Raw genomic sequence first — 14407 nt, 5'->3', positions numbered from 1 at the left:
CCGGGTCGTGGTCGGACGGGGCGGGGGAGCCCTGTTCGCCCATCGATCCGGCTTCCGGTTCGGCCCCCGATACGGGTGGTGCGCGGGCGGGGGGTGACGCCGTGTCAGGTATGGCGTCCGGTCCCGCGCGCCGCCCGGGGGAAGGGTCCGAGGCCGGGGCGCGCCCGCATGCGCGCCCCGGCTCGGGGCCCGGAGGGCCGTGCGGTCGGCGGCCCGAGGCAAGGCTCGCCGCGGCTGCTGTCGCCGCGGCGTACGCGGAACCGCTCGGGGAAGCGGTGCCCGCGGGTTCGAGCGACCCGGCCACGCGTGCGCGAACGGCCGTCGTGCACGCGCGCGAGCCGGGTCATTCGAAGGAGGGCGACCATGCCTGACCCGGTGCGGCTGTACGCGTCCGGACCCGAACCGATCCCGGCCACCGCTTCCGATCAGGTCCGCCAACCCGTCCTGCGGGCCCGGGACATCCGGGTGGACTTCGCCGGGGTCCGCGCCGTGGACGAGGTGTCCGTGCGGGTGGATCGCGGCGAGGCGGTCGGCGTGATCGGCCCGCACGGCAGCGGCAAGACCACCCTGTTGAACGCGATCACCGGAGTGGTGCCGGCCACCGGCGATCTGTTCGTGGCCGGGCTGCCGGTCCGCCTGGGCAGCCCCGAACGCTCGCGCCGGGCCGGCCTGGTCCGGATGTTCCAGACGCCGCAACCGGTGCGTGCGCTCTCCGGCGCGGACAACGTCGTGCTCGCCGGCTCGGACATCCGGCATCGAGGGCTGCTCGCGGCCTGGTTGTCCCGCCCGCTGATGGCGCGGGTCGAGCGGGAGCGGCAGTTCGGTACCCGGGTCACCCCGGATCGGGCCGGTGCGCGGGGTCGATCCGAACGCGGCGCGGACGTACTGACCTACGGCGAACGGCGGTTGCTGGACATCGCGCGCGGGATGGTGGCGGTGCCTCGGGTGCTGATCCTGGACGAGCCGAGCGCCGGGTTGAACGAGCGCGAGACGGACGCCCTGCTGCTGCTTCTGCGCGGCGTAGCGGCGGACGGTGTGGGGCTGTTGGTGGTGGACCACAAGATCGACTTCGTCGACGCATTGTGCGATCGGGTCACCGTGTTGGAATCCGGCCGCGTGGTTGCGGAGGGCACGCCGGCCGAGGTGCGGCGGGACCGCCGCGCCGTGGACGCATGTTCCGGGGGAGTACGCGATGCCTGAGACCGAAATGCCACACGTCGACGTCGACCACGTCACCGAAATCGCCGGGATCGGCAGGATCCCGGAGCAGCGGGCGGGCACACCGGACCCGGCCGAGGGCCGCCGGATCGGCGCGCTCGCCGAGACCGCCGCGACCGGTGCGATCCGGGAGCGGCGGGCGGGCACACCGGGGCCGATCGAAGGCGCCCGGTCCGCGGTCGACGGGCTGCCCGGCGATCTCGGCGCCCTGCCGTACGAACCCGACGCCCCGCGCACCCAGACGCGACTCGTGGTCGCGGTCGGCGCGAAGCCGGGCGGACGCGAGCCGCGCGCCGCGCACGGGATCGGTCGCGCACGGCGCTGGATCCGGCTGCGTCGGTCGTAGCGGTGCCGGGCGGAGCATCGAAGACCCGCCCTACAGCCCCGGCGCGCCCGGCGGGTACTTGATCGCGTTCTTGACCATCTTGTCCCGCAGCGCCTGCGCCGGGTCGATGCCGAGCCGGTCCGCGAGCCCGAGCAGGTAGGCCAGCACGTCCGCGATCTCCTCCCGGACGTGCTCGCCGCGCGCCGGGTCCGACATCACGTCGGCGGCCTGCTCCGGGGTCAGCCACTGGAAGATCTCCACCAACTCCGCCGCCTCCACGCTCAGCGCCATCACCAGGTTCTTCGGCGTGTGGAAGGGCTGCCAGTGCCGCTCCGCGGAGAACGCGACGAGCGCGGCGGTCAGGTCGGCGAGGTCGGAACGGGCCGGGGGAGTGGTGTCCATCCCCCATGCCTACCGCATCCGACGCGCCCGGCGCGCACCGGTCGTGTCACCCCGACGAGAGAGAATGACCGTGGACACGTCCGGTCGATCCGGCGGGTCCGAAAGCCGTCGTCCGCTCTGGAAGGTTCGCATGAGGGTCGCCACCTGGAACATCAACTCGATCGGGGCCCGGCTGCCCAAGCTCCTCGAGTGGCTGGAGCGGGCCGCGCCCGACGTGGTGTGCCTACAGGAGCTCAAGTCCACGCCCGAGGCATACCCGACCAAGGAGCTTCAGGAGATCGGCTACGAGTCGGCCGTCAACGCCGGCGGGCGCTGGAACGGCGTCGCGGTGTTGTCCAAGGTCGGCCTGGCGGACGTCACCCTCGGTCTGGAGGCCGGGCCGGGCTTCCCGGAGGTCGACGGGCCGCACGAGGCCCGGGCGGTCTCCGCGACCTGCGGCGGCGTGCGCGTGTGGTCGGTCTACGTGCCCAACGGTCGCGAGGTGGACAACCCGCACTACGCCTACAAGCTGAAGTGGTTGACCGCGCTGCGCGCCGCGGTCGCCGCGGATGCGGCGGGCCCGCGACCCTTCGCCGTGCTCGGCGACTTCAACGTCGCGCCCACCGACCGGGACGTGTGGGACATCTCGCTGTTCGGCGAGAACTCCACGCACGTGACGCAGGCCGAGCGGGACGCGGTCACCGCGCTGGAGGGGGTCGGGCTGCGCGAGGTGATGCCCCGGGCGCTCAAGTACGACGTCCCGTTCACCTACTGGGACTACCGCGAACTGGGCTTCCCGAAGAACAAGGGCATGCGGATCGACCTGGTCTACGGCAACACGCCGTTCACGACTTCGGTCACCGACGCGTACGTCGACCGGGAGGCCCGCAAGGGCAAGGGCACCAGCGACCACGCGCCGGTCGTGGTGGACCTGGACGTCTAGTCCCGCGCCCGGCCACGTTCACCCCGTCGCGGCGCCCGGCACGGCACCTCGCCGCCCCGCCGAGAACGTCGCCGGGCGCGGCACCAGGATCCTGCCCGCTCTCGGAGGCCGTCGGTCGGCTCCGAGAGCGGGTGCGTTCGGGCGCGTTGCGCCGCGGTCGGGCGCACGACAGGTCGGGCGGGCTACAGATACAACCCCTCGCCGCCGTGTTGCGGTCGTTCGACCTCCACCGGTGCCGCGCCGTTGCGCAGCGCGTACAGCTCGGCGAGGGTGGCCTGGGTGCCGATGCCGTCGGCCGTGCCGAGCCACTCGCGCGCCTCGGTGAAGTCCAGCGGGCCGACGTCGATCTGGGCCAGGCACCGACCCGGGCGGACCACCGCCGGATGCAACCGGCCGAGGTTCTCGTTGGTGGTGATCGCGACCATCACGTTGCGGCCCTGCCCGAGCAGCCCGTCGGTCAGGTTCAACAACCGGGACAACGCCTGACCGGCCGAGCGCTTGGCCTCGCCCCGGATCAGTTCGTCGCAGTCCTCCAGGACCAGCAGCCGCCACCGCTGCTTCTTGGACTTGTCCTGCGACTCCTCGTCCTCGTCGCCGCGCCCGATCGCGACGTCCATCAGATAGCCGGTGTCGCCGAACAGCGCCTCCGGGTCGAGCACGCAGTCCATCCGGCACCAGTCCTGCCACGAGCGGGCCAGCGCGCGCAGCGCCGTGGTCTTGCCGGTGCCGGGCGGGCCGTGCAGCAGGATCAGCCGGCCGGACACGTCGTCCGGGGTGACCTTCATCAGCCGATCGAAGGCGCCGGCGGTCGGCGCGGTGTAGTTGCGGCGGATGTCCTCCCACGGCGCGGCGGTGATCGCCCTGGTGGTGCGGTACGGCCCGCGCCGGGCGGAGAAGTACCAGAAGCCCATAGCGACGGCCTCGTCCTTGGGCGGCGGATCGGCCACCGCACCCTTGACTGCCTTCTTCAGCACCGCGCGGCCGACCTTCTCGTCGACGGCGGTCACGGTCACCTCGCCGCCGCCGCTGCGCCAGCGGACCGAGCGCAGGGTCCAGCCGTCGCCGACGGCGAGTTGGGAGGAGCGGTCGTCCTCCTCGACGGCGCGCACCACCTTGGCGCCGCGGGGCACGAGTCGGGCGCCGGGTTTGACCCGGTCCAGGCGGGTGGTCCGGGCCCACGGCTGGGCGCCGGTCAGGAAGGCGGCGAGAGCGAGTCCGTCCACGGCGTCGTACGGGGTGTCCGCGTCATCGAGCCCGAACACGAAGGGCAGCAGCGTTGAGGGGTCGTCACCGGCTGAACTCGGCGCCCCATCCGCTGGGCGGGGCGTCTGGCGAGGCATCGACATGATTTCGATGATCCGGTGCCTCGGGCCGTCCGTACAGGGGTTTTCGGGTAGCGGTTTCCCGGCCCGACCGGTGCCGGCCGGCGACATACGGTGACGGTTCCGGGTCGCCGCGCGGGGGCGGGCGCCCGGGTGGGACGGGCGTTCGAGGGCTCGACCCGGGCCCGGTTCGGCGGCCCGACCAAGATCCGCCGGGCGCGGCACTAGCCGTCGTAGACCGCGTCGAAAGCGGTGAGCGCGGTCGTGATCGCCTCGTCGCGGGTCAGGCCGAGCCGGTGCGCGCGGTGCGCGTATTCGAGGGCGGCCTCGCTCGCGGCACGCTGTGTGGTGTCGCCGACGGCGGCGACGAAGCTCCCGGACCGGCCCCGGGTCTCGATCACACCGTCCGCCTCCAACTCGCGGTAGGCGCGGGCGACGGTGTTGGGTGCGAGTCCGAGTTCGCCGGCCAGCCCGCGCACGGTGGGCAGCCGGGTGCCGGCAGGCAGCACGCCGGCCCGGGCCTGATCGGCCAACTGGGCCCGGATCTGTTCGAACGGCGCGACGGCGGAGGTCGGATCGATGGTGATCACCATGCCCGCGAGCGTAGTGCCGAGGGCGCCGCCGACACCGGTTTGCGCACCGGGAGGGTCGTGCGGTGGGCGTCGGTCCACCGGCCGCCCTGTCGGTTTTCGGATCCGGGAATCGCCGGACGGTCGCAAGCCGGTCCGGCAGGGTGGGAGGACGGCGACGGACGGGGGCTTGGCGTGGCGGCGGAGACGTACGACGAGCGGTTGGGCGCGGAGGACGTGGCCGAGTGGCGGCGGATCGGCCGGGTTCGGCGATACACGGACGGCGATCGGCTGATGCGCGAGGGTGAGCACGCCACCGAGGCGCTGTTCCTGGCGGCCGGCCGGGTCAAGGTGGTCAGCAGCTCGGAGGACGGCCGGGAGGTCGTGCTCGCGTACCGCCGACCCGGCGAGGTGTTCGGCGAGATCGCCGCGCTGGACCGGGGTCCGCACTCGGCCACGGTGATCGCCATCGGCGACGTACTGGCCTGGTCGCTGACCACGGATCAGTTCCTGCTCTTCCTGAACCGGCGGCCCGGGGTGGCTATCGGCCTGCTGATGGTGATGACCCGTCGGCTGCGCCAGGCCGACGCGCAGCGGCTGAACTACCGGGCCAGGAACGTGCTGGAGCGGATGGCCGAGCGCCTGCTCACGCTCGCCGAGCAATGCGGTGAAGAGGTCGGCGACGGTCGCCGTCGGGTGGCGATCCGGGTCACCATGCCCGAGCTCGGCGCTTCGGTCGCGGCCGGGCGCGAGTCGGCGGTCAAGGCCTTCGCCCGGCTGCGCGAGATGGGCGCGGTCTCCGTCGATGCCGAGCGCAGATTCGTCATCGAGGATGCCGAATCACTCGCCCGCCTCGCGGCGGGTCGCGCCCGCGAATCCTGAGCGGAGGGTAAAAGTACGCGGCGCCGAGCGCACGGCTGCGGCACGGTGGACCCGTCGAACCCAGCGTGGTCACACGCTCACCGAAGGGGGAATCCGTGTCCGATATGCCATCGATCCGGGCATTGTTCGCCGTGGACGCCGAGAAGTTCACGCACAACCGGGACGTACTGCTGCCCAAGGTTCGCGAGGCCATCGGCACGGTGGTCCGGGAGGCGTTCGCGCGGGCCGGTCTGGACTGGGACGAGCAGGTGGCGCACGTCGACGACACCGGCGACGGGCTGATCCTGACCATGGCCGACGACCGCACACATCAACTGGTCGACGCGGTCTACTGGTTGGATCGCGGGCTGCGCAGCCGGGCGCGCCTGCACGAGGGCCCGTCGCTGCGGATGCGAGCCGCCGTGCACGTGGGCCCGATCCACGTGTCCGACGGTTCGGGGGCGGCCAAGAACGAGCTGTGTCGACTGCTGGACGACGCCTTCGTGCGCGCCGCGCTGCGGTCGACCAAGGGCCATGTCGCCGCGATCGTCTCGGACATCGTGTACCGCACCGCCGTGCTGGGCGGATACACGGAGGCGGTCGAACCGGCCTGGTTCCGCCGAGTCGAGTCGCACGTCAAGGACACCCGGCAACTCGCGTGGGTACACGCGCCGGCGAACGATCTGCCGGCGGCGCTGGACCCGGCGCCGGCGGCCGAACCCGAGCGACGACCGGAACCGGTGGCCGCATCCGCCCGGCCTGCGGCCGGCGCGCCGCGTCCGGAACCGGGCGCGGGCGGGCAGCAGTTCCACATCGGCGGCAACCTGCACGGGAACAACGTGCTGGGCAGCACCCACCACGGCGACATGAACTTCGGCACCGACGGCCGGAACGACCACCGGGACCCGGACGACGAGCCGCACTTCGGCGGCCCGGCCCGAGGCGTCTGAGATGACCGTCCCGGACACGCGACCGCTCGACCCGGTCGCCTCGGTCGACGGCGGACCGCCGCACGAGGGCGTCGACGAAGTCGGCGGGGATCGGCCGCGGTTCGACCCGCAGCAGAGCGACGAAGCGTGGGCCGACGAGGAGTTCGCGCTCCTGGACGCGGCCACGACGGTGATCGTCAACTTCAACGGCACGACCGGCAACCACGTCTTCGGATCGCGGATGTTCGGGGACATGACCGCCGCCGGCGGCCCCGGCACCGCGAGCCGGCCGCGGCAGGCGCGGGAGGGCCCGATCTGGAAGGAGGAGAGCGATCTCGTCTGCCGCACGTTCGTGCCGCCGAAGGGATACCTGCGGGCCCGCGGCATGATGGCGCGGCATCTGATCCTGCTGACCGGCGAGGCGGAGTCGGGAAAGCGCACGCTGGCCCTGCACCTGATGCAGGACCAGTACGTCGAGAAGGTGATCGCGCTCGACCCCGAAGAAGACCTGATGACCCGCCGGATCCAGCGCGGCCGGGGCTACGTGATCGACTCCGCCGCCGCGGACCTGCTGGCCGGCTACACCCGCCACGACCTCGAAATGTTGCGCCGCCGGCTGGCCGAGCGGGACAGCGTGCTGGTGGTGACGGCGGTCGCCACCGCGCCGGTGCTCGCGCTCTGGGCGCCCTGGCACGTGCCGTGCGAACGGCCCGATCCGCTCCAGGTGCTGCACAGCCACCTCGCCTACCACCTGGGTCGGGATTGGGAGCGCCGGCATCTGGACCTGGTCGACGAGGACATCGCCGAACTGGTGCGTGCCGACGGCGGCCGGCCGGATCGGGCCGCGACCATCGCCGGCGACCTGGCCGATCTGGCCGACGGCAGGTTCACCAGGACCGAGGTGTTGACCGCGCTGCGTGATCGCGACCATGCCGCCGTGGACGGCTGGCTGCGCGCCAATCCCGGGCGCGCGGACTGGGCGCTGATGATCGCGGCGGCGGTCTTCGAGGGGCAGGACTACGGCATCGTCACCGAGCGGGCGACGGCGCTGCGCGAGACGTTGGCCGAGCACCTGCCGATCGCGACCGGCGAACCGCTCGACGGCTGGCCGCCTCGGGCCCGCGCGGCCCGGCTGGAGTCGATCAACGCGACCTCGGTGGCCGCCGACGCGACCCGGGGTGGTGCCCGCTACCGGCTCGACGTGGTCGGCTTCAACCGGCCGCACTGGGCGGCGTCGGTGCGGGCGCACATCTGGGACGTGTATCCGGACCTGCGCGACCCGCTCCTGGACTGGTTGGCCGCGACCCCACGGCACCCGCTGGACGTCTACCGGGTCGCCGCCCGGGCCGCCGGCGACTTCATCGCCACCGGCCGCGGGCACCGGCCGCTGGCGCCGGTGCTGCGCTGGGCCCGGGACGACGACGCCAAGCGCGCGATGGCGGTGCTGGCGTTGAAGACGGCGGCCCAGGACGCGGTCGTGGCCACCCAGGTGCGGCATCTGCTGACGAGTTGGAGCCGGGACACCACCCGCTCGGGGCTGCGGCTGATGGCGGCCCGGGCGTACCCGGGGCTGGCGTCGGTCTATCCCGGCCGCACGTTGACCGACCTGCTCCGCCTCGCCCGGACCGGGGACCGTTCGGTGGCGGCGGCGGCTCGGGAGGGAATCGTGGCGCTGTGCCGGGACGGCATGCGCGCGGAGTCGGTGCTGGAGCGGGTGGAGGACTGGGAGGAGGCGACGGCCGCCGCCGAGATGGCGGCCGCGCTGGTCGGCGAGGACGCCGGCAGCGAACTGCTGACCGGTGAGCGGTTCCTCGCGGTGATCCGGCTCGCGGTCCGCGATCGGGACGGATACGCCGTGGTGGCCCGGATGTTCACCACGCTGCTCGGCTCCACCCGCGGTGACCGCGAGCGCGCCGCAGCCCTGCGGGAGACCTTCGCGCTGCTGTTCCGGCCCGGGCGCGGCTACGGCCTGGAACGCCTCGCGTACGACCTGACCCGGCTGGCCTACGAGGGCCTGCCCAACGGCGACGTGATCGACATCGCGGTGCTCGAACCCGCCATCAACGCGTTCGAGGAGCCGCCGGTCCCAACGAACGGGGGAGCAAGCTCATGACCGACCACCACACCCTCCTGGTCCGGCCCGCCACCGGCTCGCGCGGCCTGACCTGGCTTCGCCATCGGCTGGGGCTGCACGCCGATCACGTGCTGGTGGTGCCGTCGAGCGCGCGCCCGACGCCGACCTTCGCGGAGGTGCGCGGGGCTCCCGAGCTGTGGTGGGTGGCGGCGCGCGAGTTCGCCGACATCCGTGACTTCGAACTGCGGGTCGGACCGGACGGGGAGCGCGTCTGTCGAGTGCAGGTACAGCTGCACTGGTGGGTACACGACGCCAGGACGGTCGCGCTGCATCGCCCCGTCGACGCCTTCTCCTTCATTTGCCGTGACGTGGAGAATCGCATCCGCAAGGCGACGGCCGGGGTGCACGACGCCGACGAGGGTCGACTCCAGGACGAACTCGACGCCGCATTGGCCCACCCGATGGCGCTGGCGGAATACGGGCTCAGCTATCGCCCGGTGGGCGCCTTCCTGCACGCCGAGGGAATTCCGGACGTTGTCCGCGCGGCGCTGGACCAGGCGCGCTGGGCGGTGCCGCTGGAAAAGGAGGAACAGCGGCTCACCCGGGTGCGGTTGGAGTTTCACCGGGCGCTCATTCGAGAGGGCCCGGAGGCGCTGGTCGCGTACTGGCTGACCCGATTTCCCGATCAGATCAAGGCGGTGGTCGATCATCTCGATCGCCACGGCTCGGCCGCGAGTGCGGATCTCACGTTGAGCACGGAATTGCTTGCCCTGCTCGGCAGCGCCGATGACTTCGAGCGCAATCAACTGCGGAAGTCGATCGTCGCCGGCCTTGCCGCCTCCGGGCCGCGGGGGGTGGAGCTGCTGGGCACCCTGGGCCTGTGGGACGGCCTGGTGGAAGGCGGTCCGGACCCGAGGGGCGAACCGGGGACGCGCGGGTAGTGAATCGGGCACGGCCAGGGGCCGCGTACCATTTTCGGTGCGCGGCCCCGGTGGTTCGGACGGTTCGGCGGTTCCGGCGGCGGCGTGTCCGTCGCGTTTCACGGACGCCCTACTGCCCGTCCGTCTCCCGGTTCATCGTTCGTGCGGCCCGATTCATCGGCCCGCTTATCGACCGCTTCCCGGTCCGCTTATCGTTCCTCGCGGAAGAGCACGTGCTTTCCGGCGGCCGGGTCGTACTTGCGCAGCGTCATCCGGTCCGGATCGTTGCGCCGGTTCTTTCTGGTCACATAGGTGAAACCGGTCCCGGCCGTGGACCGAAGCTTCACGATCGGACGAAGCTCGTTGCGAGCCATGCACGCCTCCCGGAGTTTCGAAGTCTTGTCCCGATGTTGCTTCAAGGCGCCCGGGTGTCCGGATATTCCGTTGCCCCGGACCCGGCCGATTCGACACCCGACGGGGCGTGCTCGGCGTTTCCCGGGGATCGGCGAGCCCGTCCCGACCCGTGATCGACGGGCCCGGAAACTCCGGGCGCGGCACGGGTCCCCGATGGGATGCTGACCGGGTGAATCGATCGGATGTGCTGCTTCAGATCCCCGCCGAGTTGCAACAGTTCCTGCCGCCGAGGCTGCGCGGGCTGCCGGTGAGCATTCCCGCCGACGGTGATTCGACGATCGGACACCTGGTGGAGTCGGCCGGACCGCCGCTGCCCGAGGTCGGCGGCCTGCTGGTGAACGGCCGCGAGGTCGGGCCGGGACACCGACCGGTCGGCGGCGAGGTGGTGGACGTGCTGCCGATCCGGCGCCCGCAGGCCATCCCGGAGTACGCCGACACGCCGCCGCGTTTCCTGCTCGATGTGCACCTGGGCGCGCTGGCCCGCCGGATGCGCCTGGTCGGGATCGATACGGCCTACCACAACGACTGCGACGACCCGACCCTGGTGATCCAGGCCAACGCCGAACGTCGGGTGCTGCTCACCCAGGACCGCGGCCTGCTCCGGCGCAAGAACCTGTGGTTCGGCGCATACGTCTACGGGATCCGCGCGGACGGCCAACTCGACGACCTGCTGCGCCGGTTCGCGCTGCCGCTCGCGCCCTGGACGCGCTGTACGGCGTGCAACGGCGAGCTGCGGGCGGCGACGCGCGAGGAGGTCGAGTCCGAGGTCGAGGCGGGCACGCTGGACAAGGTGGACTCGTTCGCCCGGTGCCGCGCGTGCGACCGGGTGTACTGGCACGGCGCGCACGGGGGTCACCTGGACGCGATCGTGGAGGCGGCCCAGCGTACTGTCGCGAGCATCCGCTGATGGTTACGGTCGGGGCATGGACGCTCGCACCGGTAGGCGCTGCCACAACGTACTGAACCCGCTGCATTCGCTCGTCTACTTCGCACCCGAAGGCGATGTCGAGTTCGCCGCCATCGGGCTGAAGAAGGGGCGGATGGGCTACTTCGCGTCCCGGGCCGCGCCGATGGGAGCGGTCGGCGCGGCCGTCGTTCGGGCGACCTTCTACAACTTCGGCCCGGACCTGATCGGCAAGCACATCCCGGCCGCCTGGGACCTGGCCGCCCCGGAGGCGGTGCACGCGGCCCGGATGCGCGTGGTCGACCGGGCGCTGCGTCGACTCCTGGGCGAGGACGTGATCCGCTCGGCGGAATTGCGCGAGGCGGCCGACCTGTCCCTGTCCTGCGCGCGGGCGGGCGGCCCGGGGGGCCGGGCGCTGTACGCGGCGTACGCCGAACTCGACCCGCCCGACCCGGCGGAACAGCCGCACCTGGCGCTGTGGCACGCCGCCACGCTGATTCGCGAATATCGCGGCGACGGGCATGTGATGGCCCTGGTCGATGCCGAACTGGACGGCATCGAGGCGCTGTTCACGCACACCGCGACCGGGCGCGGGTTCGTCCCGGAGTTCGCGGTGGGCAGCCGCGGCTGGACGGCCGAGCAGTGGGAGGCGGCCCGCGACCGGCTGGCCGGCCGCGGCCTGGTCGACCCGACCGGCGCCCTCACCGACGCGGGCCGGGCGCTGCGGCGCTCCATCGAGGAACACACCGACCGCCTCGGCCGCGCCCCGTTCGACCACCTCGGCGACACCGCCACGGCCCGCCTCACCGACCTGGCCGCGATGTTGACCGGTACGGCCCTGGCCAACGGCGCGTTCCCGGCGGGGGTGTTTGCCACGCCGACGGGCTGATCCGGGCGGGCTGAGCGGCCCGGAGGGTCGGCCCGGGGCGGGGTCGGCCCGCACGAGTGCCGATCTCGCGATCTCGCGATCGAGGGCCGGCCCGGCCTCGGCCTCCGCTTCGGCTCGGTGCGCCCGGCCCCGCCCCGCCCTCGACTCAGCGCACCCGGCCCCGGGCCCGCAGGGGTACGGACGGCAATGCCGGCGCGTCCATCCGAGGTCCGTCGTAGCCGGTCACCGTGCCGAAGTCGGACCCATCCGCCCACGCCGTGCGCGCGGCGGTGATCTCCTCGCCGGTGCGCGCGACGAAGTTCCACCACATCACTATCTCCTCGGCGAACGGCTCGCCGCCGAGCAGCATCAGATCGGCCCCGTTCGCCGACCGGATCGACAGCGAGGTCCGCCCGCAGCCCAGATACAGCAACCCGCCGGGGGTGAGCGGCACACCGTCCACCTCGGCCTCGCCCGACATCGACATCACCGCGTACTCGAAGTCCGGCTCCAGCGGCGGCCGGACATCGGTGCCCGGCGCCAGGGTCAGATCCGCGCCGACGAGGGGGCTGTAGGTGGTGCCGGGCGAGGTGGACCCGTCCAGGGTGCCCATGATCACCGTCGCGGTCAGTCCGCCGCCGGTGACCAAGGGCAGTTCGGCGTGGTGCTCGAAGTGCGGGTCCACGTGCCGATGCGCGTCCGGCAGCGCGACCCACAACTGCGCGCCGTGCAACAACCGGGCGTGCTCGCGCGGCGACTCCTCGGAGTGCGAGATCGCCCGGCCCGAGGTCATCAGCCCCAGTTCGCCGGGCCGCACGGTGGCGAGGCTGCCCAGGCTGTCCCGGTGGAGCACGCTGCCCTCGCGCAGCCAACTCACCGTCTGGAGTCCCAGGTGCGGATGCGGCGGCACCTGCATGCCGGGCTCGTCCGCGATGTCGTCCGGCCCGTAGTGGTCCACGAAGCACCACGCGCCGATCATCCGTCGACCCAGGCTCGGCAACAACCGGCGGACCATGGTGCTCTCGCCCAGCTGTACATCGCGCGACTTCAGCAACTCGCGGACGGGTTCGCCGGGCACATCGGCCCGGCCTCCGCACGTGGTCAGGGTCGGTCGGGTATCGAGATTGCTCATGGCGCCAACGGTACGCGGACCGGGAGAGGGCGCATTCGGCGCTGCGCGACCGGGGCCGTGTCTCCGGCCCCGCGCGGGCCGGTCCGAGGGCGGGTTCTAGGATCGGCAGGAAACGGACGATCCCGCGAATTCCTCCGGGACTTCTCCCGGCCCGGAGGGACGACACGCGTGCGGCTCGGCTTCCTCACCCATGTGGCCGGCGCCGGAGACGCCCGTACGGTCTACCGCGAGACCATCGAACTCGCGGTGGCCGCCGAGGAGTTCGGCTACGACTCGTTCTGGGTCGCACAGCACCACCTGGGTGCACAGGGCGCGTTGTCGCCGTCACCGTTCGTACTGCTCGCCGCGATCGCCGAACGCACCACCCGGATCCGCCTGGGCACGGCGGTCGTGGTGGGCCCGACCGAGCACCCGATCCGCCTCGCCGAGGACGCCGCCGTGCTGGACACGCTCAGCGGCGGCCGGCTCGAACTGGGCCTGGGCGCGGGCTCCGACCCGGCCACATCCGAACGGTTCGGCATCGCGCACGAGAACCGCCACGCCCGCCTCCGGGAGACCGTGGACACCGTGCTCGACCTGTTGACCGGCGCCGACCTGGTCCCACCCGCACCCACGCTGCGCGACCGGATATGGCTCGGCACCGGCAGCCCGGACGGCATCGCCTGGGCGGTCGACCGCGGCCTCGGCATCCTCTCCGGCCGCCGCTCCAGTGGCCCGGCCGGCCCGCTGCCGGGCGACCGCGAGGCGGCGGAACACCTGGCCCGCCACACCCCGGGCAGGGTGGCCCTGTCCCGCCCGATCCACCCCGGCCCGCCGGACACCCTGGCCGAGCACCTGCTTCCCTGGATCACCCGAGCCCACGCCGCCGGCCGCTTCCCGGTCGATTTCACGCCGACCGACTACCTGGCAATCGGCAACATGTACACCGGTCCCCCGGAATCCGTGGCCCGTTCCCTGATGGCCGACCCCGGCTACCCGCACGCCACCGACCTCCTCTGCCACACCCAACCGGCCCGCCTCCCGCCGGCCGCCCTGCTCCCCGCAATGCGCCGCACGGCCCGAGAGGTCCGACCGCTCCTGGCCGCCGGATAGTCCGGGTCAGGCCGCCGGCCCGTTCTGGCTGAGCGCGAAGGCGGTGGCCTGGAGGGCGACGGCGGCGAGGACCAGGGGGAGGGTGATCGTGGCGCGGCGGCCGCCGGGTCCGCGCGAGGGTCGTACCAGCGCGATCAGTGCGGTCACGAAGCTGATCGCGAACAGGCCGAAGACCCAGGGCAGTCGGGTTTCGTACCAGTCGCGGCACGTCTGGTTGGCGCAGGATTCGGTGGCGCCGCCGAAGCCGATCAGGACGAACAGGTCGGTCATGGCGACCACGACGAACGCGAACAGGCCGACGACGAACGCCGCCGCACGGGCGAAGCCGTCGCCGTTGCCGCTCGGGGTAGGCGTGTAGGTCATGCGGGTCACGCTAGGCGGCGGGTCCGACGCGGGCATCCGTACAAGTACTCACTTCCCGCACTCGAGCGTCCGCCCACCGGAGCGGTGCCGAA

16 protein-coding genes are annotated in these 14407 nt (G+C 72.7%); 10 read left to right on the top strand and 6 right to left on the bottom strand.

From position 1 onward, the window contains the following. The first annotated feature begins 363 nt into the window (after nucleotides 1-363). Together ACFZBU_RS09950 and ACFZBU_RS09945 are read left to right on the top strand one after the other, a co-directional pair. Nucleotides 364-1200, top strand: a complete 837-nt coding sequence (locus tag ACFZBU_RS09950; protein ID WP_391582965.1) for an ABC transporter ATP-binding protein — start codon at nucleotides 364-366, stop codon at nucleotides 1198-1200. Then, on the top strand, nucleotides 1193-1564 hold the full coding sequence (locus ACFZBU_RS09945; RefSeq protein ID WP_391582964.1) for a hypothetical protein: 372 nt from the start codon (nucleotides 1193-1195) through the stop codon (nucleotides 1562-1564). Before ACFZBU_RS09950 ends, ACFZBU_RS09945 begins: the two co-directional genes overlap by 8 nt. A gap of 30 nt (nucleotides 1565-1594) precedes the next feature. Here ACFZBU_RS09945 and ACFZBU_RS09940 read toward each other — a convergent pair whose 3' ends face one another. Next, nucleotides 1595-1945: a nucleotide pyrophosphohydrolase gene (locus ACFZBU_RS09940; RefSeq protein WP_391582963.1), complete on the bottom strand. Its 351-nt coding sequence runs from the start codon at nucleotides 1943-1945 to the stop codon at nucleotides 1595-1597. A gap of 130 nt (nucleotides 1946-2075) precedes the next feature. Between ACFZBU_RS09940 and ACFZBU_RS09935 the strand changes: the two genes are divergently transcribed. Further along, nucleotides 2076-2867: an exodeoxyribonuclease III gene (locus ACFZBU_RS09935; RefSeq protein WP_391582962.1), complete on the top strand. Its 792-nt coding sequence runs from the start codon at nucleotides 2076-2078 to the stop codon at nucleotides 2865-2867. 182 nt (nucleotides 2868-3049) lie between these two features. On the opposite strand, the gene ACFZBU_RS09930 is transcribed toward ACFZBU_RS09935, so the two are convergent. Both ACFZBU_RS09930 and ACFZBU_RS09925 read right to left on the bottom strand, forming a co-directional pair. Next, nucleotides 3050-4207 carry a DUF5925 domain-containing protein gene (locus ACFZBU_RS09930; RefSeq protein WP_391583087.1) on the bottom strand — a complete coding sequence of 386 codons (1158 nt, stop codon included), beginning with the start codon at nucleotides 4205-4207 and terminating at the stop codon, nucleotides 3050-3052. A 206-nt stretch (nucleotides 4208-4413) separates the two neighbouring features. After that, nucleotides 4414-4782 (bottom strand): GntR family transcriptional regulator, encoded by a 369-nt coding sequence (locus ACFZBU_RS09925; protein WP_391582961.1) that lies wholly within the window; start codon nucleotides 4780-4782, stop codon nucleotides 4414-4416. A gap of 171 nt (nucleotides 4783-4953) precedes the next feature. Between ACFZBU_RS09925 and ACFZBU_RS09920 the strand changes: the two genes are divergently transcribed. The 4 genes from ACFZBU_RS09920 (at nucleotide 4954) to ACFZBU_RS09905 (ending at nucleotide 9563) form a co-directional block, all read left to right on the top strand. Further along, nucleotides 4954-5640 carry a Crp/Fnr family transcriptional regulator gene (locus ACFZBU_RS09920; protein WP_391582960.1) on the top strand — a complete coding sequence of 229 codons (687 nt, stop codon included), beginning with the start codon at nucleotides 4954-4956 and terminating at the stop codon, nucleotides 5638-5640. Between the two features lie 95 nt (nucleotides 5641-5735). Beyond that, nucleotides 5736-6569 (top strand): hypothetical protein, encoded by an 834-nt coding sequence (locus ACFZBU_RS09915; RefSeq protein WP_391582959.1) that lies wholly within the window; start codon nucleotides 5736-5738, stop codon nucleotides 6567-6569. A gap of 1 nt (nucleotide 6570) precedes the next feature. After that, nucleotides 6571-8661, top strand: coding sequence for a hypothetical protein (locus tag ACFZBU_RS09910; protein WP_391582958.1), 2091 nt, complete (start codon nucleotides 6571-6573; stop codon nucleotides 8659-8661). Then, on the top strand, nucleotides 8658-9563 hold the full coding sequence (locus ACFZBU_RS09905; protein WP_391582957.1) for a hypothetical protein: 906 nt from the start codon (nucleotides 8658-8660) through the stop codon (nucleotides 9561-9563). The genes ACFZBU_RS09910 and ACFZBU_RS09905 overlap by 4 nt, the downstream gene beginning before the upstream one ends. A 188-nt stretch (nucleotides 9564-9751) precedes the next feature. Here ACFZBU_RS09905 and rpmG read toward each other — a convergent pair whose 3' ends face one another. Next, a complete protein-coding gene (gene rpmG / locus ACFZBU_RS09900) occupies nucleotides 9752-9916 on the bottom strand; it encodes a 50S ribosomal protein L33 (RefSeq protein WP_020550670.1) in 165 nt (54 codons plus the stop codon). Between the two features lie 209 nt (nucleotides 9917-10125). Between rpmG and ACFZBU_RS09895 the strand changes: the two genes are divergently transcribed. Next, a complete protein-coding gene (locus ACFZBU_RS09895) occupies nucleotides 10126-10863 on the top strand; it encodes a Mut7-C RNAse domain-containing protein (RefSeq protein ID WP_391582956.1) in 738 nt (245 codons plus the stop codon). Nucleotides 10864-10879: 16 nt separating this feature from the next. Next, entirely contained in the window at nucleotides 10880-11749 is an 870-nt protein-coding gene (locus ACFZBU_RS09890; protein ID WP_391582955.1) for a hypothetical protein, read from the top strand. A gap of 145 nt (nucleotides 11750-11894) precedes the next feature. Here ACFZBU_RS09890 and ACFZBU_RS09885 read toward each other — a convergent pair whose 3' ends face one another. After that, a complete protein-coding gene (locus tag ACFZBU_RS09885; RefSeq protein ID WP_391582954.1) occupies nucleotides 11895-12860 on the bottom strand; it encodes a pirin family protein in 966 nt (321 codons plus the stop codon). 168 nt (nucleotides 12861-13028) lie between these two features. On the opposite strand from ACFZBU_RS09885, the gene ACFZBU_RS09880 reads away from it, so the two are divergent. After that, nucleotides 13029-13952 (top strand): LLM class flavin-dependent oxidoreductase, encoded by a 924-nt coding sequence (locus ACFZBU_RS09880; RefSeq protein WP_391582953.1) that lies wholly within the window; start codon nucleotides 13029-13031, stop codon nucleotides 13950-13952. Nucleotides 13953-13958: 6 nt separating this feature from the next. On the opposite strand, the gene ACFZBU_RS09875 is transcribed toward ACFZBU_RS09880, so the two are convergent. Beyond that, nucleotides 13959-14315: a hypothetical protein gene (locus tag ACFZBU_RS09875; RefSeq protein WP_391582952.1), complete on the bottom strand. Its 357-nt coding sequence runs from the start codon at nucleotides 14313-14315 to the stop codon at nucleotides 13959-13961. Nucleotides 14316-14407: the final 92 nt, after the last annotated feature.

It is taken from the genome of Embleya sp. NPDC008237 (genome assembly GCF_042956465.1).
GTDB lineage: Bacteria > Actinomycetota > Actinomycetes > Streptomycetales > Streptomycetaceae > Embleya.
This window is presented reverse-complemented; position numbering and strand designations above follow the sequence as displayed.